The organism is Roseateles sp. P5_D6 (genome assembly GCF_054049415.1).
The window spans coordinates 38,640-61,745 of the sequence record NZ_JBFUMK010000025.1; the positions used below are offsets into that span (position 1 = coordinate 38,640).

At 63.3% G+C, this 23,106-nt stretch carries 25 protein-coding genes; 12 read left to right on the forward strand and 13 right to left on the reverse strand.

Translation table 11 applies throughout. The features are described 5' to 3' along the window. Positions 1-93 precede the first annotated feature (93 nt). Both ACXJKM_RS25810 and ACXJKM_RS25815 read right to left on the reverse strand, forming a co-directional pair. Positions 94-1,065, reverse strand: a complete 972-nt coding sequence (locus ACXJKM_RS25810; protein WP_457356057.1) for a relaxase/mobilization nuclease domain-containing protein — start codon at positions 1,063-1,065, stop codon at positions 94-96. Between the two features lie 15 nt (positions 1,066-1,080). Then, positions 1,081-1,656, reverse strand: coding sequence for a hypothetical protein (locus ACXJKM_RS25815; protein ID WP_457356058.1), 576 nt, complete (start codon positions 1,654-1,656; stop codon positions 1,081-1,083). Between the two features lie 305 nt (positions 1,657-1,961). Between ACXJKM_RS25815 and ACXJKM_RS25820 the strand changes: the two genes are divergently transcribed. The 6 genes from ACXJKM_RS25820 to ACXJKM_RS25845 all read left to right on the forward strand — a co-directional run bounded on the left by ACXJKM_RS25820 (position 1,962) and on the right by ACXJKM_RS25845 (position 5,834). Then, positions 1,962-2,342, forward strand: coding sequence for a hypothetical protein (locus ACXJKM_RS25820; RefSeq protein ID WP_457356059.1), 381 nt, complete (start codon positions 1,962-1,964; stop codon positions 2,340-2,342). Further along, positions 2,339-3,064 (forward strand): StbB family protein, encoded by a 726-nt coding sequence (gene stbB / locus ACXJKM_RS25825; protein ID WP_457356060.1) that lies wholly within the window; start codon positions 2,339-2,341, stop codon positions 3,062-3,064. The genes ACXJKM_RS25820 and stbB overlap by 4 nt, the downstream gene beginning before the upstream one ends. Positions 3,065-3,074: 10 nt before the next feature. Then, entirely contained in the window at positions 3,075-3,509 is a 435-nt protein-coding gene (locus ACXJKM_RS25830) for a hypothetical protein (RefSeq protein WP_457356061.1), read from the forward strand. A 74-nt stretch (positions 3,510-3,583) separates the two neighbouring features. Continuing rightward, positions 3,584-4,612 carry a hypothetical protein gene (locus tag ACXJKM_RS25835; protein WP_457356062.1) on the forward strand — a complete coding sequence of 343 codons (1,029 nt, stop codon included), beginning with the start codon at positions 3,584-3,586 and terminating at the stop codon, positions 4,610-4,612. Continuing rightward, positions 4,609-5,400, forward strand: a complete 792-nt coding sequence (locus tag ACXJKM_RS25840; RefSeq protein WP_457356063.1) for a hypothetical protein — start codon at positions 4,609-4,611, stop codon at positions 5,398-5,400. Before ACXJKM_RS25835 ends, ACXJKM_RS25840 begins: the two co-directional genes overlap by 4 nt. A gap of 107 nt (positions 5,401-5,507) precedes the next feature. Continuing rightward, positions 5,508-5,834 carry a hypothetical protein gene (locus ACXJKM_RS25845; protein WP_457356064.1) on the forward strand — a complete coding sequence of 109 codons (327 nt, stop codon included), beginning with the start codon at positions 5,508-5,510 and terminating at the stop codon, positions 5,832-5,834. A gap of 50 nt (positions 5,835-5,884) precedes the next feature. Here the strand turns inward: ACXJKM_RS25845 and ACXJKM_RS25850 are convergent, their stop codons facing one another. The 5 genes from ACXJKM_RS25850 to ACXJKM_RS25870 all read right to left on the reverse strand — a co-directional run bounded on the left by ACXJKM_RS25850 (position 5,885) and on the right by ACXJKM_RS25870 (position 11,041). Further along, complete coding sequence (locus ACXJKM_RS25850) at positions 5,885-6,202, reverse strand: type II toxin-antitoxin system RelE/ParE family toxin (protein ID WP_457356065.1); 318 nt, start codon at positions 6,200-6,202, stop codon at positions 5,885-5,887. Continuing rightward, positions 6,199-6,480: a YlcI/YnfO family protein gene (locus ACXJKM_RS25855; protein WP_457356066.1), complete on the reverse strand. Its 282-nt coding sequence runs from the start codon at positions 6,478-6,480 to the stop codon at positions 6,199-6,201. The genes ACXJKM_RS25850 and ACXJKM_RS25855 overlap by 4 nt, the downstream gene beginning before the upstream one ends. 189 nt (positions 6,481-6,669) lie before the next feature. Beyond that, positions 6,670-7,542, reverse strand: a complete 873-nt coding sequence (locus ACXJKM_RS25860) for a DUF932 domain-containing protein (protein ID WP_457356067.1) — start codon at positions 7,540-7,542, stop codon at positions 6,670-6,672. Positions 7,543-7,615: 73 nt separating this feature from the next. Next, positions 7,616-8,014: a single-stranded DNA-binding protein gene (locus ACXJKM_RS25865; RefSeq protein ID WP_457356068.1), complete on the reverse strand. Its 399-nt coding sequence runs from the start codon at positions 8,012-8,014 to the stop codon at positions 7,616-7,618. Positions 8,015-8,989: 975 nt separating this feature from the next. Continuing rightward, on the reverse strand, positions 8,990-11,041 hold the full coding sequence (locus tag ACXJKM_RS25870; protein WP_457356069.1) for a ParB/RepB/Spo0J family partition protein: 2,052 nt from the start codon (positions 11,039-11,041) through the stop codon (positions 8,990-8,992). A 615-nt stretch (positions 11,042-11,656) separates the two neighbouring features. Here ACXJKM_RS25870 and ACXJKM_RS25875 point away from each other — a divergent pair. From ACXJKM_RS25875 to ACXJKM_RS25885, 3 genes are read left to right on the forward strand one after another with little or no spacing between them, the layout of a single operon-like run. Continuing rightward, positions 11,657-12,274 (forward strand): hypothetical protein, encoded by a 618-nt coding sequence (locus ACXJKM_RS25875; RefSeq protein WP_457356070.1) that lies wholly within the window; start codon positions 11,657-11,659, stop codon positions 12,272-12,274. Next, complete coding sequence (locus ACXJKM_RS25880) at positions 12,265-12,528, forward strand: hypothetical protein (protein WP_457356071.1); 264 nt, start codon at positions 12,265-12,267, stop codon at positions 12,526-12,528. Before ACXJKM_RS25875 ends, ACXJKM_RS25880 begins: the two co-directional genes overlap by 10 nt. 29 nt (positions 12,529-12,557) lie before the next feature. Next, positions 12,558-13,403, forward strand: a complete 846-nt coding sequence (locus tag ACXJKM_RS25885) for a hypothetical protein (protein WP_457356072.1) — start codon at positions 12,558-12,560, stop codon at positions 13,401-13,403. Between the two features lie 258 nt (positions 13,404-13,661). Here ACXJKM_RS25885 and ACXJKM_RS25890 read toward each other — a convergent pair whose 3' ends face one another. Together ACXJKM_RS25890 and ACXJKM_RS25895 are read right to left on the reverse strand one after the other, a co-directional pair. Continuing rightward, complete coding sequence (locus ACXJKM_RS25890) at positions 13,662-13,898, reverse strand: hypothetical protein (RefSeq protein ID WP_457356073.1); 237 nt, start codon at positions 13,896-13,898, stop codon at positions 13,662-13,664. Between the two features lie 76 nt (positions 13,899-13,974). Next, a complete protein-coding gene (locus ACXJKM_RS25895; RefSeq protein WP_457356074.1) occupies positions 13,975-14,097 on the reverse strand; it encodes a hypothetical protein in 123 nt (40 codons plus the stop codon). Positions 14,098-14,135: 38 nt separating this feature from the next. Here ACXJKM_RS25895 and ACXJKM_RS25900 point away from each other — a divergent pair, with 38 nt between their 5' ends. Continuing rightward, positions 14,136-14,915 carry a hypothetical protein gene (locus ACXJKM_RS25900; RefSeq protein ID WP_457356075.1) on the forward strand — a complete coding sequence of 260 codons (780 nt, stop codon included), beginning with the start codon at positions 14,136-14,138 and terminating at the stop codon, positions 14,913-14,915. A 290-nt stretch (positions 14,916-15,205) separates the two neighbouring features. Here ACXJKM_RS25900 and ACXJKM_RS25905 read toward each other — a convergent pair whose 3' ends face one another. The 3 genes from ACXJKM_RS25905 to ACXJKM_RS25915 all read right to left on the reverse strand — a co-directional run bounded on the left by ACXJKM_RS25905 (position 15,206) and on the right by ACXJKM_RS25915 (position 19,169). Next, the gene (locus ACXJKM_RS25905) at positions 15,206-16,333 is read right to left on the reverse strand and encodes a hypothetical protein (protein WP_457356076.1); all 1,128 of its coding nucleotides are present in this window, start codon (positions 16,331-16,333) and stop codon (positions 15,206-15,208) included. A 643-nt stretch (positions 16,334-16,976) separates the two neighbouring features. Next, positions 16,977-18,119, reverse strand: coding sequence for a hypothetical protein (locus tag ACXJKM_RS25910; RefSeq protein ID WP_457356077.1), 1,143 nt, complete (start codon positions 18,117-18,119; stop codon positions 16,977-16,979). A 312-nt stretch (positions 18,120-18,431) separates the two neighbouring features. Next, entirely contained in the window at positions 18,432-19,169 is a 738-nt protein-coding gene (locus tag ACXJKM_RS25915) for a DNA/RNA non-specific endonuclease (RefSeq protein ID WP_457356078.1), read from the reverse strand. A 766-nt stretch (positions 19,170-19,935) separates the two neighbouring features. Here ACXJKM_RS25915 and ACXJKM_RS25920 point away from each other — a divergent pair. Both ACXJKM_RS25920 and ACXJKM_RS25925 read left to right on the forward strand, forming a co-directional pair. Continuing rightward, entirely contained in the window at positions 19,936-20,814 is an 879-nt protein-coding gene (locus tag ACXJKM_RS25920; protein ID WP_457356079.1) for an RNA ligase family protein, read from the forward strand. Between the two features lie 23 nt (positions 20,815-20,837). After that, positions 20,838-21,074 carry a hypothetical protein gene (locus ACXJKM_RS25925; protein ID WP_457356112.1) on the forward strand — a complete coding sequence of 79 codons (237 nt, stop codon included), beginning with the start codon at positions 20,838-20,840 and terminating at the stop codon, positions 21,072-21,074. A gap of 324 nt (positions 21,075-21,398) precedes the next feature. Here ACXJKM_RS25925 and ACXJKM_RS25930 read toward each other — a convergent pair whose 3' ends face one another. Next, positions 21,399-23,102 (reverse strand): phospholipase D-like domain-containing protein, encoded by a 1,704-nt coding sequence (locus tag ACXJKM_RS25930; protein WP_457356080.1) that lies wholly within the window; start codon positions 23,100-23,102, stop codon positions 21,399-21,401. Positions 23,103-23,106: the final 4 nt, after the last annotated feature.

Below are 23,106 nucleotides of genomic sequence, written 5' to 3' on the forward strand. Positions count from 1 at the left end.
ATGGCTCGCCATGTGAGCCAACGCAGGGAAAAACTCGCCAACCAGCGGTCGCAGCACGATGCTCCAACGTGCCAACACGGCCACGGTTTGCGCTCAGCCGCGCGAACCGACGTCGATTGATTTCGGCGGCGTTGCTACTTCCGGCTCCAGGCGCTGCGGGGATATGGGTTCAAGCGACATGTCTCGCAGGAACGAAGCGATGGACCTTGCAAGGCTGCGGTCGGCCGCCTCTTTGGACATGGCAAGCGCCTTGCCCAACTCCTTCCAGGCGCCCACAGCTTCAGCCCTTGTTGCACTGGCCCGCAAGCCACTCTTGACTGCAGGCCTGCTGGTACGCAGTCGACCACCCTCCCCCGCCTTCACGCGCCACAACGGCTCGAAGTTCTGGCTTCTGCCCCGAGTCGCTTGCCTTGTCGCTTCGGCCTCGATGCCGTAGCCGCGCAGCTTCTCGGCGAAAGTTTCGCGCCACCGATGCAGGTCCGACTTTCGCGGATTGAGCCGCTTGCCGTGCCTGGACTCCGCCCGCACGCTGAGGTGCACATGCGGATTGGCTTGATGGTCGTGCAGGACCAGCACGTACTTGTGGTCAGCCAGCTCGGCCTGGGCAAACTCACGCGCAGCTCTGTGCACGCTCAATGGGTCTGTCCCGCGCGGCATCGACAGCATGATGTTGTAAGCCTCACGCCTGTGGCCAGGCTCGGCGTCATCGGGGATCAGGGAACCACCGAAGCGCCATTCGTCCGCCAGGTCGCGCAATGTGTCCTTGCCCTGCATCGTCTCCCCGCGCTGGTCCTCGATCTCGAGGCGACCGTTCTTGCTGATGTAGCGAAAGTGCGCGGCAATGGCCTTCATCCCGCGGCCGCCGCCCGTCACCTTGACCATCACCTGTGGTGCGCGCCGGGTCACCGTGGCCTCGATGCGCTGCCGTATGGCGGCAGCACATGCTCGCGCCGCGTCGCCGCTCAGCCGGGGTTGCGGCTGCGTCTTAACGATCCGGTTGCCCGGGTAGAACAGGCGGTCGCCCCAGGTGATCAGGACGCCGTCGATGTTGGGGGGTTGGGCCATGGCGAACACCTTTCGTCACTGTGGTGATCGATCTGTGGGACGCGCGCTGCGGCTCTGTGGCTGCAGGTCGGCCAAGACGCCGGCGGCCGACTCGAGGTGCCGGCGAACGTCGCCGGCCATCGTGTTCAACATCTCCCGATAGGCCCTGGCCGGCTCCACGTTGGCCTGCCGCAGCAGTGCCGTCAGGCGATGGACATTTCGACTGAGGGTCGACAGCTCGGCGCAGGACGCCATCAGGGTGGCGATGTGTTCGGTCCGGCCGCCACCTGCAGACAGCACGGGCACGTTGGCGACGAGGCCTGCTAGGTAAGCGCCTCGCGAGAGGCCCGCAGAGCGCGCGCCCGCAGCGAGCTGACGAGCCTCCGCGGCTGACATCCGAATCGACAGCTTGACGCTGGCGCCGCTTGCACGACCTGCGCCAGGCAAAACCATGCCGCCGGCCGGTGCATCGACCACAAGCCCGAGGTCGCGCGCCACAGCGCCACGCACCAGCACCGACACGCTGACTCGCTCAGCCTGCGCGCGAGCCACCAGCGCGGCCTTTAAGCCGCGCATATCGACCGTGACGAAGTCGTGGGCAGTGGTGTTCATGAGCCGACGAATGGAGGGGCGCGAAGCGCTTGTGAAATCGGCGGCAGGCCGCCTATCTCTGCACTCACCAATGAATGAAGTATTGGGCTGATCCAAGGCCTCCCAGCCGCTGGATTTAGGCCGAAATCCAGCGGACGAGCGTGGCCGCCGCCCCACTAGGCTTGTCTCATCTGTAGCACTGTGACCAACGTCTGCGCTTGCACTGACTAACTGGTGCTTAGAGGGTGACCAAGTGCCACGCTAAGACCGCGCAACTTGACCAGCAACTGCGCATCAACCGCCAAACAACAGCCGGATGGTCGGCCTTGAAACTCGTTCCCGCTAACCCACCAGGACGTAGCACGCGCAAGGCGCGAGGTTATGCGGACGACATCCGAACGCTGCGGGCACAGGGATACACGTTTGAAGCGATCAGGGAAGCGCTGGCCGCAGTGGGCGTCCAGGTGAGCAATCGGACAGTGCAGCGAGAGGCGGCAAGACCAGCCCATTACCTAAGCACAACAACGCAGCAGGTCCACGAAAACCGCCCCTACGGCAAGCCAGCGCCCACCGGTGCAGAGGATGCACCGGTAGCACCGTCAGATGCCGTCCATTCCACTGGCGGCCCCAGCGGCAAGGACGTCGCCGAGGCCTTCCGCAAGCGCCACATCGCCAACCCTCTCATCCGTGCAAAGGAGCAACGATGAAAATCGCAGTGATCAACTTCTCAGGCAACGTCGGCAAGACGACGATCTCAAAGCATCTGCTGATGCCCCGCATCTGCGGTGCTGAGCTGATCTCCATCGAGAGCCTTAACGCCGGAGACGCCCAAGGGCCTGCATTGCGCGGGAGGCAGTTCGGAGAGCTGCAGGAGTATCTGCAGACTGTCGACAGTGCGGTCGTCGACATCGGCGCAAGCAATGTCGAAGACCTCCTTGCACTGATGCAGCGGTATCGCGGAAGCCAGGAGGATTTCGATTACTTCATCGTCCCTACGGTGCCACCGGTGAAGCAGCAGCAAGACACGATCGCCACGTTGGTGGAGCTTTCCAGATTGGGCGTTTCGGCGCAGCGCCTGAAGCTCGTCTTCAACATGGTCGAGGTCTCGGCGTCGATCTCGCCAGCGTTCAACTTTGTGCTTGCATTCCTGGCTGAGCAGCCGATTGCCACCGCCGACCTGGCCTGCCAGATTGGGCAGAACGAGATCTATGCGCGACTGACCAAGGCAGACGCGGACCTTCCGACGCTGGCAGCCGATAACACTGATTACAAAGCGCTGATCGCCAACGCAAAGGAATCGGCCGCGAAACTGGCGCTTGCGCAAAAGCTGGCTACTCGGAGGCTGGCCAGTGGCGTGGTACCGGAGCTCGATGCGTGCTTCGCTGCGTTGTGCCTGGGCGCTCCGAATGCACAGCCGCGCAGACGGTAAGGCAAACAGCGTGACGAGCAGCGCGCGCGAGGCGTTAATTGCCGAGGCGCTCGGCGACATGGCGACGCTGCTGGATCGGCTCGAGGCCGTCAAACCCGCGCTTGAGACGGCCTGCCAGGAACTGACCAAGGCCGGCGAAGCGCTGGCACGCAATGCGGCCAACGCAGAGAGCCGAGTCGCGGCTGTTGCGGACGGCGCCGCAGTTCGCGCCGTGAAGCACATCGCCCGCCGCGCTGACGAGCTGGTCAAGCACGCGCGTGAGAAAGAGTTGCGTGCCATGCAGACAACGGCTCGCGAGCTTATAAAGATCGAGCTGGGCGACGCTGTAAAGCGATTGGTAGCTGACACAAAGCCGTCCTATTTCTATTGGTGGACGCATCTAGCAACAGCCGTGGCCGCCTCGTACATTGGCTACGCCATAGCCATGACCATGGTCGGCCACTGACATTGGGCGAATCATCGACTAGCGCCGGCCTATCGAGAGGGATAGCAGGTAGCCCCCACTTTTCATCAGATGTGTTGAAGCCACCCCAGGAGCAGCTTCCTACTAGTGTGGGCCGAAGCTATCGTCATCCCATCAGCACGAAATCTGCGAGGGCTTCTTCTGTGGTGACGAAACGCGAGCCGACTGAAGCGTCGGACCCTAAATCCCCCTCGGACGCCACAAAAGTGGCTCGCAGCACTGCGATCAGAGCTGAGAAGGCCGCCAAAGAAGCAAGTGATGCCTTGCTCGAAATCAAGCAAATCCAACTCGATTTGAAAAAAAGTGAAATTGCAAAGGCTCTTGGGAAAATTCCCAAAATTGGCCAATACCTTGAACTTTTGATAGACAAACTGGGAATCAAAGCCGTTTTGTATGCGATTGCTTTTTTTGGAGTTGGGCCTCTTGCATATCCATTACTTCTCGGAATCTACTTAAAACTCATCCCGAACTCGTGGAGCCAACCGTACTCACGCCATGTAATTGAGAGCATATCGGTCGATGATTTTTTCGCCGACGAAATAGAAAAGGCGGCTTCAGCCTTAGTTGCCGACAACAATGACCGCATTGATTTCACGCAACTTTTCCAGCAGACTTGGACCAAAAACGGTGACGACAGATCACCGATCTACTCATTCCCAATTCAGGTTGGCCAGCAATTCAATATCAATTTTGAGGCAAAACGAGTCCCACTGACTAAACCATGCAAAAACGGGTCAAAGGAGTCGGATGACGCGAATCGAGCACTGCGAGAGAAAATCTTTCAAGTGTATGTACTCAGGAATGAGAAAGAGCGCATTTCCGCAAACGCATATCCGCCAGCTGAATCCTTCGAAATGGGAGCGGATGTATGGGAAATGGACAAACAAGCGGCTGCCATAGTCTCACAGAACAAAAAGGCCACCGTGTGGGTCATTCTTAACGACAAAGCATTCGCTGCACTGGAATGTTGGAATTTGAGCAGTAGCCTTCAAGTTACCGTAAGGAAATCATTGAAGGAAATCAAAGTCAAGCGATCCTCACAACAAGTTTCGGCTGCAAGCTCGGCTCCGGCGGGAAGCAAATGATTAAGATCCAAAAGACCATTGCATTCTGTCTCGTTTCCTGTTTGGCAGGCCGCCCCTGTTCTGCGGCAGATGACTTTAGCTGGTCGAACCAGCGAGACGGGCGATTAGCCAGCCCCTTCGTCGTCCTCCAAATCGACCTTGGACTTGTTGAATTCAGCGTAATTGCCACTAGCAGAGCTCGAAGAAGCGGAACGGGCATCCCTACGCTTATTACTATTGGGCAGGACATAGCGCAGAAGTTGCGGCCACCCAAGAATGCCGCATGGGCATTAGTCAGCGGAGGCTTTGGCAGCGAAGACCCCTTCGAACCTTCAGGCTTACTTGTTGAGAATGGCCTGAACATTTCCCCTCTATCCGGAAACGCCAACAATGGGGGAATCAGGGGCGCAGGAATATTATGCATAGAGAGAGCCGGCTCTCCTCATATAATTCATGTTGACAGATATCAGAAATATCCACAAAACTGTCAGTGGGCGATTGAAGCAGGTCCCATCGTTGTCGATCGGCTCGTGGAAAAATTGGAACTTCCCAGCTCCGGTCGTTTCAACAGGCTGGTGGCTTGTCAATCCAAGATCAAGTGGGACAAGTTTGAGTTCTACTTTTTTCAATCAGCCACTCTGTCGGATGTGGAGCAAATATTGYGGCCCAGATGCGATATGGCTTTAAATCTCACAGGCGATGCGCAAGCAGGCATCACCTTCTGGAAGGAAAATACCATGAAACAAACTATCGGCAACGAACGCTCGCCGTTGGCGTCGATGATCCTTGTACATCGCCGCCAATATTGATAATACTATTGCTTCACCAACCGCCGTGAGTTCATAGTTCCTCCATGGCGGCATAGCAATTCGAGGTTACTGCCGTCTTCGAGTACGGCGACCAAACGCTGCCCTCGTTGCTGAGTCGCCGCGCTCAGACCGTTCTCGCCGAGAGTTTCGACCCCCCTTGGCAGATGCTCAAAGGCTGGTCCGTTTACGGGCCCGAGAACGGCAATCGCGTCGACCTAGTCATGTACGGTGACGGCAGCTGTGAACTTTCCGTGCGGATCGATGCCAGAGCCGATGCGGATGCATTCCTCCGCCGCTGGATCATCCTGATGATGGAGCTGAACTGCACCCAATACGCGCCCGAGCTGGATCGGTCGTTCCCTGCTGAAATGGTGTCGCTCAAGGATGCTCTTCAGTCTTGGACTGCCTGGCAGTTTGCGTTGGCTGCCCTTTGAAGCCAGACGGCACCCCTCTGTCAGGTACGCGCCCATGGGTCCGCCACCCTCTAGTGGTAGTCGTCTTCAAGCTGGTGCCGCGCCGCCAGCACGGTCACAGTGGACGCATCCTCGACCTCGAACAACACCACGTAACCCGACCGCCCGAATGGCACGATCAGCTCGCGAAGAAAGGGACTCTGCGCTGCCTTGCGACAGGTGAATGGCGACGTTTTGAGCGTCGCGATACCCGCGCGCAGCGCGTCAATAGCGTCGCTGGCCAGCTCGAGGTTTCCGCCGTCTTTGGCGAGCTCCCGCTCCAGCACGAAATCAAACAGCTCTTCGAGATCCCGCTCGGCCGCACGGGTCAGCCTGACCCTGAAGCTCACTTGCGCTTCTTCGCGATCTGAGCCCGCGCGGCGTCCATCTTGCGCTGCAGATTGCCGAGCACGACGTCGACCTCCACATACTCGCCCGTCCGGCGCGCTTCGTCCCGCGAACGCAGTCCGCGGGCGATGAACTCGGCCTGGACCTGGCGCCGATGCACATGGGCGCGCACCGAGGCCTCTACGAACTCCGACAGCGACTCGCCCTCGTTGAGGACTGCCTCTACCTCCGCACGGAGATCGGGCTCCACGCGAACTGCTGGGATGGTCGCGGTCTTCATGGATGAATTGTAGTGCATTTGCATTACAAGAGGCCTTCGTCGCGCCGGGATTTGGTGATTCATAGCGCTTGCCAAAGAGCATCGTCATGGGCGGCCTCCACCAAGAAGTCCAGCGGCGTTCCGACGATGCTCAGGCGATCTCGGCAGTTTCAACGCGCTGGATTCAAGGGTGAATCCAGCGCATCACCGTCAACACGCCTTGATCTTGTGCATCTCCTCGGCGAGCATCCACAGCGCACGATTGAGACTGACTCCCCGATCAATGCTGCCAACTGGGCGGGTGTGCAGGCGACGGCCCTGGGCGCTGCGGCCAGGCTGACCACCACGGATCACGTTTTCCTGCACACGCTGAAACGTCGTCCACAGGCTGTGGCCGGCGTCTTCAGGCCTGCGCGCCTGGATGAGCTGTTGAGCTGTCACCGGCGCCGGCCGATGGCCACCGGTTTCCTCCACGACCCGCTCGCCGAACCGCAGCGCGAGAGCTGCAGTGGCGAACGCCATCTCCTCTGGCGCTTCAAGCTGTAGTGCCTTCATGGCCTCTGCGTGCGCTTCGACCGCCTCGAACTCGTCGAGCACGCGAAACGCGCCCTCGATGACCTCGTCTTGGATGTTGCCCTTGTGAGGGATGCGGATGTCATCCACGACGTCGCCGACCACCAAGCCGTTGCAGCAGACGAAGCGGAACATGCCCGCGAGCATCTGGTACGAGCTCGCACCGTCGTGGCTGTTGATCAGGATGATCTCGTTGGCCTCGGGCTTGGTCTGGACCTGCCCGGCATGCCGCATGCGGATCATGTGCTTGGTGAACTCCGTCTTGCCTTCGACGCGACTGGAGCCTTGGGCCACCATGAAAGGCTCAAAGCCTTCCTTGCGCAGGCCGCGCAGGACGTCGATGGTCGGGATGTAGGTGTAGCGCTCCGAGCGGCTGACATGCTTGCCCGCCGCAAAGATGGACGGCGCTGCTGCGCGCATCTGGTCCTCTGTGAGGGGTTCATCGCTGCGCAGCGTGCGCGAAGTGCGGCCAGAAAAACGGGTAGCAAGCGTGGGATGGGTCGAGTACATGATGGATTCCTTCGATCGTTGATGGCTTCGAAGGGCGGACAAAACGCAATCTGCGAAGCCCGCCCCGATGGGGTCAGGCATCGGCATGCGCCGGCCGTCGTGCATCGCTGGAATGGGTGCGCCGCGCCTCGCCTTCGGCACGGGTATCGAGGTAGTCGATCTCCTCGCCCGTGAACTCCATGCCGTAGACCGTCGCGCCGTCCTTCTCGTAGTTGTTGTTGCGCACGCGACCGACGATGTTCACGTGCGAGCCACGGCCCAAGAAGTCCGCAGCGTTCTCAGCGAGGCTGCCCCACAGCGTCCATTGAATGGCGGTGGCCGTCTCTTCCCGAGCGTCGCCAGAGCCGCGCACCGAATTGCTGATCGCCGTCACAGTCGCCTTGGTGATGCGGCCTTCAGGACGCGGGACGAACTGAACCACCACCGGTCCCGCGAGGTGGGCATTGCGTTGAATGACTAGAACGTTGGCCATGACCAATCTCCTCTCGTGAAAGATCAGCCGGGCTCCGGGTTGGTTGCCCTACATGAAGATCCTTCACTTGGACTCCTCGCACCCGCCCACGGGCGGGCGGGGGGTGGGCATGGCCCCTTCCCATGGGAAGGGGTTGGGGATGGGGTCGGGTTTGAACGCAGCCGAAGCAGTGCGCCGGTTTCCCGGCCCACCGTATAAAGATCCCCCGCAAGTCCCCCTCACCCAGGGACGGGGGTTGCGGGGGAGCGCGGTGGGACGGCCAGCGCACAGGCTGCCCCTCCACGGGCGACGGAGCCCCGCGGCCGATGTGCCAGCTCGYCTGGCGCAGCGGTTGCAACGAAGTCGCCCGCATCTCTCGAGCAGTGGCGACCCCGCGGCCGGCGTGACACCAAGCGCAGCGACTGGCGCGACGGTCGAGCCGCTGCGAGCACTTCTCGGTCTTCGCGGCCCGGCTACGGGCTTGGCGAGTGCGAGGGGTGGCGATCTGGCCGGCCAGGCGCGCAGCGCAGCCGATCAGGACCGGCCAGTTCGCCAAGCGGGCCGTTCACACGCAGTGGGAAGGAAAGCGGCCCGCGGTCCCCGAGCACGGGAGGGCCGCCCACCGGAACCACGCGTGCGCAGCACGCCTCGCCAGGTCGCGCAGCGACGCCCTAGGGAGTGTTTCCGCGGCGGTCCAGGGGGAACGCCTGAAAGAGCCGCCCGCGCCGGCCGCCGTGGCGGCCGGCGCGGTGCGGGCCGCACCTGCGGCCCGTGACCTGCTTCGCAGGATCAGCCGATGCCACACCGCGTAGCGGTCTGGCTTTCAAGCGGCCCGGCTACGGGCGTGGCGGGCGCCGGCAAAGCCGAACAGGCCTGCGGCCAGATCGGCAATGCCGGCGCGGGAACGGGCCGCGCGCCGCCCAGGCAACGCCTCGGCGGCGCCAACGCTAAACGCCAGAAATCGGGCAAGGGGCAAAGCCCCCTGCCCTGGCCCCGTCAGGCTTCGGTACGCAGCAGCTCCGGCAACCAGCGCTTGCCCACCAACAGGCCCTCGGCCATCCCGACCGCCTCCGCCTTCTTGAGCCTCAACACCTCACCCACGGCGTCGCCCTGCCCCGCTTCCGACAGCGCCTGGCCAATCAGCGCCTTGGGCACGCGGCCGAGATAGGTGTCGCCTGTGGCTTCCCACCAGTCGGCCATGTCGAGCGCAGCGGCCTGGGCCAGCACCTGGGCAGGCTTGGCATGGGCCGACCCGTGCAGCGCATGCGTGGTCAGCGCCGTGCAGACCACCAGCAGTTCCTGCAGCGTCTCGACAGACTGCTCCAGCATGAACGCCATCAGGTCCTTCGGGTCGGCCGGCAAGCGCACACGCCATGCATCGACGACGGTCTGCAGGCTCTTGTGCGCGGGGCTGTCGGCCATCGCGGGCGCGATCTGCAACAGCTGCCAGTTTGGGCTGCGTACCGAAACGCCCAGGGCGGTCGGCGACTCGTACTGCGCTGAGGCCCTCTCGTAGAGCAGCGGCACGGCCATCGAGTGCGTCAGTGCCGCCAGTGCCACCTCGGGATTGCGCAGCAGCGCGACTTGCAAGGCTTCCGTCTTGTAGGCAGTCAGCTCCATGCGCAGCGTGGACGACACCCCCTTGGTAGGCGCCTCCTGGTCGCCCGGGCCTTCGCCATCGGCAGCCGCACCTCGGGTCAAAGGCTTCGTCGCCTTGGCACGCCACGCCCTGTAGTCATCCTGCCGCATGAGATTGCGCTTGACGTTCACACGGCCGTCCGGGCCCAGCGTCAGCAGCGCACCCGCCATCGCCATCACCTCCGCAGGACAGTAGGCAAGCTTGGACTCGATGGCGTCGATCTGCATCTGATAGGCCTGCGTCTGCTCTTCCAGCGCCTCGATGAGGTCGGAACTATCCGCGTCCGAATCGTCCGCGTCGTACAGGGCTTCGAGCTTGTCCTCGGCATCGTCCTTCGCGCGCTGAAGGTCGCCCAGCGAGTGCGCCTGCTCGGCCGAGGGCTCGTGCTGCTGCGTGGGTGCTTCGCAATACCGCTGCCTGACCTCGTAGTCGTACTCGAAGGCCACTTCGACCCAGGCCCAGCCGTCCTTGTCTTGTTCGGCCGCCCCCAGGGCCGTCAGCCGCTCCATCGCCAGCCGCTGCATCAGCTCAGGATCGCCGATGTGCTCCGCGTCACCCTGCTCGTTGCTGAACAGGTCGCGGATGACATGGCCGCCCGCCTGCTCATAGGCTTCCAGACCCACGAACTTGACGACCGAGCCGCGCACGTTTTCGCCAACGATCACGTTGCGAATGGCGCTGGGGCTGCGGCTGTAGGCCGGCAGGCATTCCCAGGCGCCTTCCTGCTTCTCGTGCGTGTCAGCCAGCGACAGCGCCATGAGCTGGTCCATATTCATGTCGCCAGCTCGGTACAGCGCAAACAGCTTGGGCGACACCGTGGCGAGCTTCAGCCGGCGCTTGACGGTCAGCGGCGTGAGCCCGAAGCACACGGCGATGTCCTCGATGCCGGCACCAGCCGCCACCATGTCCGCGAACGCCCGCACGGTGTCCGCGACGCTCATCGGCTTCTGGCCCTGGTTCTCGGCCATGCTGACCGCAATGGCCCGCTCGGCAGGGATCACGGCGCACAGCACCTCGAAGTCCAGCGTGATGCGCCCACGTTTGACCAGCACATTCAGCGCCCGCAGGCGCCGGCCCCCCGCGATCACGCCATGTGTGAACAGCCGCTTGCTGTCGCGACCCTTGCCGCGTCGGGGGCTGTCGTAGGCCAGCACCGAGAGGTTCTGCAGCAGGCCCTGCGCATCGATCAAGTCAGCCAGCTCGTCGATCTCCGCCTCGGTGGGCTCGTCTTTGCGCACGTTGCGCTCATCCAGCCGCAGGCACCGCAGCGTCAAGTACTGAAGGTTTGCTTCTTCGGTTCCTGCCCGCAGGGCAATGCTTGCTTCCTGGTGAGTCTCGGGAGGTGCGGAGGGAACGTCCGCTTCGAGGCTGTTGTTGCCGCGGGTGGTGAGGGTTTCGGTCTTGCTCATGGTTAACGCCTTTCTGCGTTGGTGGTGGGAAAACCTGCTTCCTGGAGCCGTCTCGACGGACCAGGAGCGCGGCGCCCACCGAAGGCAATGGCCGGCCCGCAAGCCGCAGCCCGGCGCATCGCGCCGGGACCGGGTGAGGACACGGAGCGCCGCTGCACCGTTGCCTTCGGTGGGCGCTGCGCTACCCGTCGATAAAGGGACGGCCCAGGAGGCAGGCCACCGCCCATGCGGAATCCGCGAGCGGGACCGTGGGATCCACCCTCACCACTTGCGGCAGCGCGCAGCGGGCCTCTCAGGGCCGCGGCGCACCCACACCGCGCAGCGGTGCACTTCAGCGCCGCCAGGCGCCCGCGAGAGGGATCGACAGGGCTGCGCAGCAGTCCACGCACCGCGTGGATGAGCGCCAGGCGCGAACCTGCAAGAGCCCGGACGGCCGGCAACGCCGGCCAGGCTCGCCCAGTTCATCAAGCGGCCGAAGGCATGGACGCCTCCCGTTTTATGGTGTACTGTATAAATACACAGTATTTCGCGAAGCACCCAACATCGCTTCATCCCACCCACCCAGCCAGCATGCTGGCACCCGGTCAGCGCCAGCCGGCAAGTTCAAGGAGAAGCATGAGCAAACCGCTCTACGTCGCCTACTTCGCCATCAACCCCTATGGCGAGGACGTGCCGACTCAAGCCATGGACGCGGCCAGGAAAGCGCTGGAAGACCAACTGGGCGTTGCCTGGCAAGTCCTAGGCGCCAAGGCCGCTTTCGAGGAAGCGGGTGGACTGCCGGCGTACTGGGCCGGCAACCACCTGCCGAGCATCGTGCGCTGGACCAGGGCAACCCAGGCGGCACTGAACGCCGCATTCAAGGCAGAGTCACCGAGACAGGCCACGATCGAAGATCTCGAGCAGTTGGACGAGGCCTGCATCGACGTCATTCCGGCCGCCCAATACGCGTACACGCCCAATGAATGGCTCGTTGTGTTCACCGCCCACTTCGGCATGAGCGACCACTGCGAGTCGCACGAGCAAGCGCTGAACGCAGCGCGCCACTGGCTCACCGCCGCGCCTGGCGCATGCCCAATCGCAGCGGCCGACCAGCAGATTCGCAACGGCTACCGCGCTCGCAGCCGGGCTCTCGAATCGAGCCGAGCCACGGGTGCAAACCGGCAAAGGTCAGGGACCGAGGTGCATTGCCTCGTACCCCAATCGCACGCTCAGGGAGCGAGAACATGGAATTGAAGCTGACCGACCCCGACAGCATCATTGCCTGGTGGCAGGTGTTCCCGGACAGGCACGACAGTTTCCTGACCTACAAGATCAAGGCCAGCCCTGAATTCGCACCGGCGATCAGCGAGGCCCGCCGTCGAATCGCCGCTGACCCAGTGCTTGCTGGTCTGCTCAGACAGGTGGAACAGCGCACCCGGCAGCACGACGCCGCGTTCAGAGAGACGCTCAGCGCGAACGAACTGCAGCACCTTGAGCTCGCGGCCTAGACTTCCAACCAACACGGCGAGGTACCGTTATGGATTCGCAAGCTTCATGGCGTCAGGACTGGGAGATTGACGAAAAGGTCAACAGTGTCGAGGTGCCACTTGCCTGGCACCGATCCGGCCTGTGTTTCCAGATCGAGTACGACGACATCCTGTGGGTCCATGGCTCCGCTGACGTGTCGACGAGCCGCGAGAGGGAGCTCATCCTGGAGATGGGTGAGCCCGGCTTCAAAGCGTTCAGGTCCGAGCTCGCGCGCCAACTTCGCCAGCTGTGGCGCGAGCGGGGATACACCGACTTCTCGCCGCAAAAGAGTGATGCCAGAGCGCCATGGCGCGCCGACTGGGCCATGAACATCGACGAGAGCGCCCGGGCGCAGGCCGTGCATTCGTCCGGCCTGGGCCTGACCATCCACCCCGATATCGACATGGGAAACGTGCCCGTGTGGGAAGCGGTCGAATCCCGGCACTACGCCGACGAGTGCGTTCGCCTGAAGCGCGATATGGGCGAAGACAAATACGCCGAGTTCCTGGTGAATCGCCGCCATGAAGCGCTGGAGCTCTGGTATGGGCTTGGCTACGGGAATGGCAATGCCTTGAGGCCAAACTCTGCTGCCATTTCGGCCTCGCCCTGCTCTGTGGACTCACAGGCGCCGTACGCCCTCTGGTTTGAGCTCAGCCCCTTCAGCGAGGACACCGAGCCAGCGGCTCGCGGCGTTGCACGCAAGATCCTGGACCGTCACTTCGGCGCCGCCAATGTGGTCGCGGCCCATCAGACCGCGCTGGCCACCGGAGCCGGACGACGAGTCTTCGATTGCCGACTATGCGCGCGAGGCGCTCTGCACGAAGTTTGGCAGCCAGGAGGCCGTCCTCGAGGCTAAAGCCGCATGCCAGGCGGCGGGCGGCATTCACGCAGCGGAGCCGCAGCCCGATGCGGTTGTCGCGTGGCGAGCGGCCGCGCGCGAGGCCTTGGCTGAAGCGATCGAGCTCGTCACGCGATTCGACGACGAGCTGGCTGGGCGCATCCGCACTCACGCCAACTTCGAACGCTGCTTCATCGAAGTGGGGAGTCCGCGCCTGATGTCGTCGGTCTGACTGCACTCGCTGGCGCCGAGCCGCACAGCGGGCGTGCCCCGTGCTCAGCCCCAGTACTTCTCTGCCAGCAAATCGATCTCGTGCTGGACCCGGCCGGCCAAGCGCATCAATCGCTCGCGCTCAGCGGTCATCTGCTCCGTCGGGCCTGTGCCTCCGCCCTGAGCGGCGTGCCGATGGGCAGCAATGATGGCGAAGAATGCTTCTCGCTCTTCCTGAAGCGTTTGTTGCAGCAAGGCCCGTTGGATCTTGTAGGCCTGCAGTGCTTCGCCGTTCTGTGCCATGGCGCCCTCCGGTCGTGACGGTCAGTCTAGGCGCGCGGAACGCTTGCTGCATCGTCACGATGCAGCAAGCTCGGCATCAGCCGAACAGATCGCCAGTTTCCGGCCCCTTGATCTCCGCCTGCGTATTCCAGTGGTCGTCAACATCCAGACCAGCGCGATGAGCACGCAATCCAGTCACCATGAGCACCAGCGGCAGCAAGGAAGTGAACGGAACGGTACTTCGGCTCTGCAGCGTTAATGCCGCCCCTCGCTCTGCTGAGCGGGCTGTCAGCAATGTGCCCAAAGCGGAAGGTCGAGATCGACGCCGAAGAGCGGCACCGCAGCGGAAGCGGTCCGCCAGCGGCGAACCCTGACAGCCGCGCATGGCCACTGCTGGCCGGTCAGCCGCCTCGTAAACTGAGCTGCGCGAAGCCAACGTCGGCCTACTTTGATGTCCGGCAACGGCAGGCCAAGCCATACACGAGCAAACATCTAGGCATATCAATGGCGGATCTTTCATTCGGCACAACGGTTGCTGTCGAGCCGGCATGCGCCGCGTCTGTTGATTCGGTCGATGCGGTCCAAAGCGCTTTAAGCGCTGTGACTAACGACGCCAATTGCCTGTGGATTTCGTACGAAAACTCCTGGCTTCGTCACTGGGCATCTCTGCTGCCGAGGGCCTATGACGCCCCTAGAGTCTCGCATCTCTGCGAGGACTTCAGCGTTATTCGGCCGGATCAGGTGCTGCCTCTCGCGTCGGAAATTGAGGCCGTGATAGAGAAGTTTCAGCGAGAGCCGTTTGCCCTGTTATCTCTTCTAGCCGATCCAGGCGACTACACGGTTGAATACGTCGACGACTATCGAAAAGAGATTGCTCAGGTCATCAGTCGTCAACCGGAATTGCCGCACGTGGAGGTCTACCTTGACGGACGAGAATGTGCCGGCACGCTAGCTAGCTTCCTCGTAGCTCACCTGGCGGTATTGCGGCGGGCCCAAGCGCAAGGATTCGCCGCGCTGCACGCATGGTTCGGGAATTAGTCTGTTCTCTAAAGCGGCCCGATGCGCGCCCAAGGCGGTCAGAATCCAGTCGGTAGCGTCGAGCAACGGCCGCTTCCAGAAGCTGACATCGCGGTTGCGAAGGGCGGGGCCGCAGAGCAGCTTTTCATCAGTAAGCGACAGCTAGTCGGGGACGTGGTCTTCGGAGAACTTGCTGCTCAACTTCAACCCCCATCGAGCGAGCGCGACCTCTACATCTTTGACGGTCGCCCAGGGCAAGCGCCTTGGCTGTCGTGTCAAGCCCAAAACGGCTACGAGCGCTTGCCCGTGAGCTAAGCGCTGGCCACAGGTCTCGGCGCCAGCGCCGCACCGGCCTGTTCGATCCTTGTCAGGTACTGATAAGGACTCGAGGTCTTCTCCTTGTAGCCACGCCAAACGCTCATCCCTGCAAATACGCCCAAACCGACGAGCAAGCCTGTGCCGCTCGCCAGAGCAACAGTCGAAGTGGCGCCCGCGAGTGCGGAGGTGAGCAACTCGGGCGGCTTCCAGGCGGCCGCCGACTGCAGCGCCTCTAAAGCAAACCGCGGCAGTGAGCGCCTGTACTTCTCCCACTGGTCGACGACCTCCCGCGCAGCTTGCGCCATGCGCTTGTCGCGCTCGCCAGGATCGGCGACGTCAGGGATCGAGCTGGAGAGTTTCAAAAGTTCGGTCTTGAACCTGCGCAGGTCCTTGCCGTCCTTCTGCAGTTCTCCGACCTGCTCTGCCGTCAAACGAGATAGATCGAATGTGGTGAGCATGACCACTTGGCATAAGTCGTCCACCATTCCCGCTGGATCCGGTGGAACTCGTTGGATGCCAGGGGAGTTGCCGAAGAGCGAGCTCAGCAATGCCTCCTCATCCATGTGTGCAAGTGCCCGATGCACGCGGCCGGAGCTGGTCACGATGTCGAGTCCCTTTTCAGCAGCTATGGCCATCGAGATCAGCGACATGACAACCTCGCCGAGTCGGGGATGCAGCGCCATCCAATCTTGCGGCTGGTCCGTGACTATGTCGCGCGCCGGCCAAGCCAGGTCGTTCTTTCGAAGGAAGTCGAGAAGCGGGAAAAGCTTGCCCTGGTGCATCTGAAAAGAATTGGGATTCTGCGGAAACTCGACTTCAGTCCGAGCACGCGAAAACGCAGCCAGCTTGTCGGGATCGGCGGCCTTCAATCTTCCCAAAAGCCTTTCTTGCGCTTCGTAGGCGGAATAGAGGTCGGCTGGCTCGAACGAAAGAAGCGGCTCGCCTCGCGCGCCCTTGGAGACCAAGAACGGCCGGACCTCCTCAAGATCATTGAGCTCGAAGCCCCGCGGGACGACGCGACGGACCTGGGGAAACGAGAGCAGCGCTGCCTTGAGCCAGTTCACATCCCGGACGTGGATATATGGGTAGTAGAGGGCATCTCTGTCAAGCGCGACGTCCATGCTTTCACCTCTTCCAAAAAACCGTGGGGCCAGTCTCGGCTACATCGCGTTTGGTGTGAAGGGCCACCGTTCGACCGCTAACCCCAACATCGTCAAACCTGATGAAGCTGTCGGTCAACTTCCCGGAGGAAGAGCCGCAAGGCAGCGATACCGTGAGGTCGACCGCGACCGCGACCGCGGAATGACGGAAGACGCTGCACAGCCGCAACCCGCTGACGCGATGTCGGCTTGAGGCTGTGTGCTGTCCTTGGTCGTTGGCGTCCGAGCGTCAGCAAAGTCAAAGTGCCCAAAGCAGCCGCGCGCCAGCGGGGCGTTTGACGCCGAAGGTAGATCAGCGTCCCGGCCGCAGCGAACGTCCGTCCCGCAACAGCAGGGCTTGGAAGCACGACCTGCCGCCCTCGACAGGACTGGCGTTGGAGTAGCACCGGCGTGGGGTTTAGATATTGGCCCCGGATTCCCGCGCCAATGCTCCCGCCCATGAGAGCAAGAATTCCCTCATTCGAATCCAGGCGGTGAGCGACCGAACGCTCAAGCAGCTCCAGCGCCCCATCGATATTCCGGGTGGGTGCCCTTCACCCGGTCGGGCTCCAGCGTGCTTAGCAGTTCCGCCAGATCCGAATCCCAGGCGATGCACAGCGTGCGTTCAGTGCACCGCGCTGGCGGCTGCCTGGCGGGCGCTGAGCTCGCGCAGCGCCGTCACCTCGCCGACGCGCGCCACCTCGGTCAGGTGCTGCTGCCAGGTCTGCACCGTGTCGCAGGCCATGGGCTGGCCCTGCCGGCGCCACCAGGTGGGCGAGGCGCGGGCGAGCCGCTCGGCCTCGGCGCGCAGGCGCTGCTGGCGGTCGGCCGGCCAGCCGGCGGCCTGGGCCAGCGCGGTGGCATTGCCCAGCGTGCGCAGCGCGTCGCTGCGTTCGGACAGCAGCCGCGCCAGCGCGCCGCATTCCTGGGTGCGGCCGTGCTGCTGGCAGCGCTCCTGCATGAAGCCCTCGCCGCCGCCCGATGGCGCCGGCGCGCGCAGCCGCATCTCGGCACCCAGCGCCAGGCGCAGATAGCCGGGCAGGCTGTCGGGCAACGCCGCCTGGGCGGCCAGGAGCAACGACTGCGGGCGCTCCTGCCAGCGGCGCGACTGCAGCAGGCCGCGCCAGGCCTCGTCTGAGGCGCTGGGGTCGGCATCGGCCAGCGCGGCCCAGTGGGCGGCGTTGTCGGGCTCCAGCTTCAGCCGCGCACGGATCAGGCCGTGGCGGCAGGCCATGGGGTCGGGCTGTGTCGCGCAGGCGCCCTCGGCCCAGCCCAGCACCTCAGGYTGGCCGCTGCTCTGCGCCAGCTGCAGCAGCTGGCGCGACCAGCCCTGCTCGGCGGCGGGGTCGTCCCCCTCGGGTGGCGACAACAGCAACGCGGCGGCGCGGGCGCGCGCGTCACCCTGGCGCAACTGGGCCAGCAGCGTCGCACGAGCGGCGGCCAGCGGCTCGCGGCCCACCGGGCCGGGCAGGGATTCCAGATCCAGCGGCTCCTCGTCGTCGGCGGCGGGCGCGGCGGCGGAGAAGCGGCCCAGGCCGCACAAGTCCACCACCGTCATTTTGGCGCCCGCAAGCAGCACCGGCTGCGCGGCAGTGGGCCCGGCCGGCGGCGCCGAGCCGGCTGGCGCGGAGGGCAGCGCCAGCGCCTGCGCGGGGGGCGATTCAGCGGCGTCCGGCGCCGGCGTCTCGGCGCTGGGCCAGGCCAGCACGGCGACGAGCACCACGACAGCGAGGAAGGCGGCTGAGGTCCAGGCGGTGCTTGGTTTCATTGGCTCCTTGGGGTGGCGGGCCCGGGCGGGCGGGCCGCGCCGGCGACGGAGGTTACCGCGTCGGCCCTGCAAATTGCCGTTCCGCCAGGCCAGCGAGCTGGTCAGCGATGGTGGCTGCTTGGTCTGTAAGCGTGGCCTAAAGGCCTCTGGCAAGACGGCGCCGAGCTGAGAACGATCGCTTGATCGTGCGTAAGCAATGGGATGGACGCCCCACCGGTAGACGGCACCGTGGCCCAGCCGCGCTATTGCGACACTGCCCGATCCTGCCACGTCACGATGTGCGTACTGCGGCAGAACCGGGCCGAGTGCGCCTCAGCCCAGGTCGCAGCCGCTCGGGGTGGCCCAGGTCGTCGTCGGCTTCATCGCCTTGACTGTGGCGGTGGCGGTGATCCCCACGTTGGCCGCGCCGATCTTGGTTTCCAGTTCGCTGATGGACACGATGTAGCTGTTCAGCGAGCTCAGGCCGGTCTTGTTCGGGATGTACCAGCTGATCGCCTTGGTCGCGCCGGACGTGGCGTCGGTGGTGATGACGGTCTTCCAGAAGTAGTCCGGCGTCTTGATGCCGTGCGAGGAGACGAAGTAGTCGTTGCTCGTGTCGTTGTAGACCAGGCCGCCGTAGACGTAGACCGTGGCCAGGTCGCGGTAGCACTCGGCCACGTTCTCGGCCTGCACCCAGATGCCCTGGTTGAAGGTCGAGACCTGCGGCACGATGTTGCTCATGTAGTTTGCACGCTTGATATAGGTCGTGCTGGCATCCATGTGGTTGCTCGTGACCAGGTGGCCGCGGTCCCAGCCGCTGACGACACTGGCGTACGAGGCGGTAGACAGCTGGCCCAGGCAGCCCGACGGCAGATCGGGGTCCAGGTAGAAGCTGGACGGACGCGCGGCGCTGCCAGTGTCCTTGGTCAGCGTGTATTCGTAGCGCGTGGCCGCGCGGTTGGTGCAGTCGTAGGTCAGCTTGAAGCCGCCCTTGTCCAGCGTGACGACGGCGGCCTGGGCATTGAGGCCCAGCACGGCAAAGAACAGGGTGACGATCAATTGGCGAGTCATGTCAGATCCTCTTGGTGTTTAGAAAGGAGAGGTGACATGTCCCTGCACGGCATACGGCGCGACCGCATCTCAGCCCGATCGGGCCGAGCGCACGCAATCCGGTCGCTGCCCGCTCTTGGCAGGCATCGGTCGAATGCGGCTTCCTACGGCTACTTCCCAACGCGCCCCGTATCGCAGCACCCGAAACGGTGCGATCCGCACCGCTTTACGGCATTTCCGGGCTGCAGGGTCATGAAGTCAAACTGGTTTTTGACTTACTAGTTAGTAAGCAATATTCGTGTGACGGTGGCGGGTTATGAGCCTCGGGACTTTCCCGGGGGCGGATCTGGTCAGGTTTTGTCGCGATAAGCCGATCAGGGTGAGTAACGCCCAGGACGGCGACCGATCAGCGGGTTACCAAGTTGTAGAAGCGATCGGCGCCGGACACGACCAAGCCTTGGTGGCAGCGAAACCGTCCCAACAGCGCTGTGCTCGTCAGTCAGGGCCGCGTTGTCACGGCGATACGCTTCAACTTGCCTCGCCGCGGTGTCGTAAATAGACTGCGCGTCCTTCATTCACCACCAGCCTTACGGAGCCAATCGTGTCCTGCAGCATCGCCGCCCTCTAAGCCGTCGACCGCCATCCGTCTCATGCCCGCCATGAGCTCGGCCGCTGCAGCCGTTCTCCGCGTCCCGCCCGCCCACGCCATGCCGGCGGCGGACGCCTAGCCCGTCAGGCACCGCGCACGCCCAGTCTTCGGTTCGTTCCATCGAACCAGGAGACGACCATGTCTGCGCACATCGGGTCGACGCCATCCGTCGACTCCCAAATCCATTCTCTGGAGATCCTGAAGTACCCCAGGACTCCGCACATCGAAGGCTCGCGCCTGCAAGCTGGCGACGAAGGCCACGAGCACGTCCGCCTCGCCACCCTCGCAGGGTGTCATGCAGTTGTCGAAGAGAAGCTAGACGGTGCCAACGTCGGCATCTCGTTCACCAGCGGCGGCGAAATGCTGTTGCAGTCCCGTGGCCACTATCTCGTCGGTGGCGGCCGTGAGCGGCAATTCGCGCCGTTCAAACTCTGGGCTTGCTCGCACGAATCTCGGCTGCTCGCGCTGCTCGAAGACCGCTATGTGATGTACGGCGAATGGCTGTATGCCAAGCATTCGGTCAGCTATGACCGCCTGCCGCATTGGTTCTGCGAGTTCGACATCTACGACCGGGTCGAGCAAGTTTTCCTCAGCACGCCGCGGCGTCACGAGATGCTTGCGGGCTCGCCCATCATCAGTGTTCCGGTGCTGCAGGCAGGCTCGATGCCGCGCGACGTCAAGTCGCTGCGCGCGCTCGTGAGGCCGTCCCTCGCGAAGAGTGCGCAATGGCGCAGTGCCTTCGAGCAAAGCGTGCGGCGCCATGACCTGGATCAAGCGCTGGCCTGGCAGCAGACCGACAAGTCGGACCTGTCCGAAGGTCTGTACATCAAGGTGGAGGACGAGCGCGAGGTGCTGGGCCGCTACAAGTGGGTGCGCCCGGACTTCGTTCAGACCATCCTCGATTCGGGCTCGCATCACAGCACCCGACCCGTGATCCCCAATGGGCTGGCGCCGGAGGCTGATCTCTACGCGCCGGTGGCCACTGCTGGGTGGAATTGCTCATCGGCAGGTGCCTGAGAGGCCCCGAGAAGGAGAAGAACATGAACTACGAATTGATCCGTGCGCTGTGCCCTGTGGACGCTGGCGCAGGCTACGACTGGACCGCTTGCTGCGAGGTCTTCCCACGTCTGCGTGCGCTTGAGACCACGCCGCAAAGCCCGCGCTATCACGCCGAGGGCAATGTCGGCAGCTACCTGGGCTGGTTCCGCGCCTTGGACCGGTCAGCCCAAACTCACCGACAGCCCGCGCCGTTCCTGGCTCTGGCTGTCGGTGCTTGATACGTCATCAAGCAATGAGCAAAGAGCCAATTCCAAACCCACCCCTCAGGACATCGTGGAATCGCTTTCCGTGGATGAACTGCACGCGATGATTTTCGATCTGAGGACCTGGGCGGAGACGTGCGGCGCTGGGGGCGACCCACATTTGACTGCGCTTTGCTTGCGCATTGGAAAGGAAACGGACACTGCGATGGGGATCTTCACCAGGGCAGCAGTTGCCCATATGGCTTCGCGCAGGGCGGCCTTTTTGTGGGCTGCCGGCCGATAGAGTGGCGTGCGGCGGAATCGCTTCCGGAACAAATGGGAAGGACGATGCGGCCCGGCTCAAGCGCCGGGATCCACGAAGTAGCGTCGGCGCTTCGCCTTGTAGCTGTCCTTTTGGAAGTGCGTGGGTAGCCAGTCGGCGGTGAGCACTTTTAGGTAGCCAGCCTCGGGGTCGGATTTGCCCGCCTCCGTCAGCACGCGCGAAATGTAGCGCGCGTAGTGGTGGTCGAAGACACGCATGAATTCGCCGAAATAGATGTCGGCCACACGTGTGTTACCGCGGATGACCAGCATGTTCTCGTCGTTGATGCGCTGCGAGGGTTTGCTGAAGTTGGCGGACCCGGAGATCACAAGCGGATCTTTTCCAAGCGGATCGATCAGCATGAACTTGTTGTGGATGTAGCGGTTGCGGTTGAGGGGATTCGAGCGCTCGCGCAGGAAGTTCGCCAGCGCGCCGCTTTCGAGGTAGGAGCCCGCCGCGAAAATCAGGTCGCGGTCATGCCCGATGTTCTCGGTCTCGCCGAGCGGGTCGTCCTTGACGACGTAGCGCAGCACGTCGTTGTCCACGTTGAGCACCTGGGCGAACAGCGGATCGATGTTGAATGCGAAGGTCATGCATGCGATCTCCTTCGCTTCGGCCAGGCGGTCGGCATACCACTGCAGCGTTTCGTTGCTGTCCTCGTCGTCGCGCGGCGAGAAAACCGGGGTCACGGAGTTATTCGGCGTCTTCTTCTGCGGCAGAGGCGTCGCCGCCTTCAGCGCTCCGCGCAACTTGGTCGGCGTCGTCTTCTTCTGCGCCAGCAGGTCCCAGTAGTCGAGATACTTCTGCGCAACATGGCGGTCCCACACAACGTGTCCGACGTTGGAGTGGCCGAAGATGCCGCCGTCCGAGATATTGGTTGATCCGGTCCACACTGCGGCCGGCCCCTTCTTGTCCATCAGCACGATGAACTTGTTGTGGCGGATGCCTTCGCTCACGGTGCGGGGGATCACCGCGCCAAGTTCGGCAAGGCCGGCGTTGCCGATGGTCTCTTCGTTGGTGACCTTGTAGGTGCTTTCGGCGTCGTAGACGATCTTCACGTCGGCGCCCCCTTCGATTGCCTTCACGAAAGCATTGGCCACCGGCGCGTAGTGGAACTCGTACAGCGCGGCACGCAGGGCCATGCCGTCCTTCGCCTGGCTGATGAAATCGATCAGCGCCTCGAACAGCCCGCGCGACAGCCAGCGCATCTCCTCGGCGCGCGGGTTGTCGGCCTCGGGTGCGCGGTTTCCGAACTCGCGCGCATAGGCCTGCGAACCGATGACGCCGCGGTTGAAATGAACGTCATGGCCCGGTCCTCCCGAGCCGACGCTTGCCGGATCAATGGCGTCCTCCGCCGTCACGTCGAGCGTGACTGCGGCCGCGTGGTCCAACTTGGTGTTCTTGACCGAACCGAAAACCGGCACGATGCGGTACAGGTAGTGGCATCCCGCCTTCGCGGTGTAGTCCGCCCACTGGAACGTCTGGACGGGATGCTCGGCGGTCGGCACCGGCGTCCCAGGCGGCAGTCCCTTGTCCTTGTCCTTGAAGCGCTTGATGCCGCGCATCCAATAGCGCTCGACCTCATCACCGTTCCCGTCCAGCTCTGTGCGCTCTATCGCGTAGCCCAGCAGGTCTGTGCGTGTCGGCTTCTTGCCGTCCAAGGTGTCCCAGGCCAGAACCACGACGTATGTGCCGGCATAGGCGGCCGCCTTCAGGTCCGAACTCTTGGCAGTGGTTCGCATTCGT

Excerpts from the sequence above, each read along its gene's own strand:
- stbB (WP_457356060.1), top strand. The coding sequence starts at position 2,339 with ATGAAAATCGCAGTGATCAACTTCTCAGGCAACGTCGGCAAGACGACG.
- ACXJKM_RS25900 (WP_457356075.1), top strand. The coding sequence starts at position 14,136 with ATGCCGCCCCTCGCTCTGCTGAGCGGGCTGTCAGCAATGTGCCCAAAG.
- ACXJKM_RS25890 (WP_457356073.1), bottom strand. The coding sequence starts at position 13,898 with ATGGCACAGAACGGCGAAGCACTGCAGGCCTACAAGATCCAACGGGCC.
- ACXJKM_RS25875 (WP_457356070.1), top strand. The coding sequence starts at position 11,657 with ATGAGCAAACCGCTCTACGTCGCCTACTTCGCCATCAACCCCTATGGC.
- ACXJKM_RS25815 (WP_457356058.1), bottom strand. The coding sequence starts at position 1,656 with ATGAACACCACTGCCCACGACTTCGTCACGGTCGATATGCGCGGCTTA.
- ACXJKM_RS25920 (WP_457356079.1), top strand. The coding sequence starts at position 19,936 with ATGTCTGCGCACATCGGGTCGACGCCATCCGTCGACTCCCAAATCCAT.
- ACXJKM_RS25865 (WP_457356068.1), bottom strand. The coding sequence starts at position 8,014 with ATGGCCAACGTTCTAGTCATTCAACGCAATGCCCACCTCGCGGGACCG.
- ACXJKM_RS25915 (WP_457356078.1), bottom strand. The coding sequence starts at position 19,169 with ATGACTCGCCAATTGATCGTCACCCTGTTCTTTGCCGTGCTGGGCCTC.
- ACXJKM_RS25885 (WP_457356072.1), top strand. The coding sequence starts at position 12,558 with ATGGATTCGCAAGCTTCATGGCGTCAGGACTGGGAGATTGACGAAAAG.
- ACXJKM_RS25870 (WP_457356069.1), bottom strand. The coding sequence starts at position 11,041 with ATGAGCAAGACCGAAACCCTCACCACCCGCGGCAACAACAGCCTCGAA.
- ACXJKM_RS25930 (WP_457356080.1), bottom strand. The coding sequence starts at position 23,102 with ATGCGAACCACTGCCAAGAGTTCGGACCTGAAGGCGGCCGCCTATGCC.
- ACXJKM_RS25860 (WP_457356067.1), bottom strand. The coding sequence starts at position 7,542 with ATGTACTCGACCCATCCCACGCTTGCTACCCGTTTTTCTGGCCGCACT.
- ACXJKM_RS25855 (WP_457356066.1), bottom strand. The coding sequence starts at position 6,480 with ATGAAGACCGCGACCATCCCAGCAGTTCGCGTGGAGCCCGATCTCCGT.
- ACXJKM_RS25880 (WP_457356071.1), top strand. The coding sequence starts at position 12,265 with ATGGAATTGAAGCTGACCGACCCCGACAGCATCATTGCCTGGTGGCAG.
- ACXJKM_RS25905 (WP_457356076.1), bottom strand. The coding sequence starts at position 16,333 with ATGGACGTCGCGCTTGACAGAGATGCCCTCTACTACCCATATATCCAC.
- ACXJKM_RS25810 (WP_457356057.1), bottom strand. The coding sequence starts at position 1,065 with ATGGCCCAACCCCCCAACATCGACGGCGTCCTGATCACCTGGGGCGAC.
- ACXJKM_RS25925 (WP_457356112.1), top strand. The coding sequence starts at position 20,838 with ATGAACTACGAATTGATCCGTGCGCTGTGCCCTGTGGACGCTGGCGCA.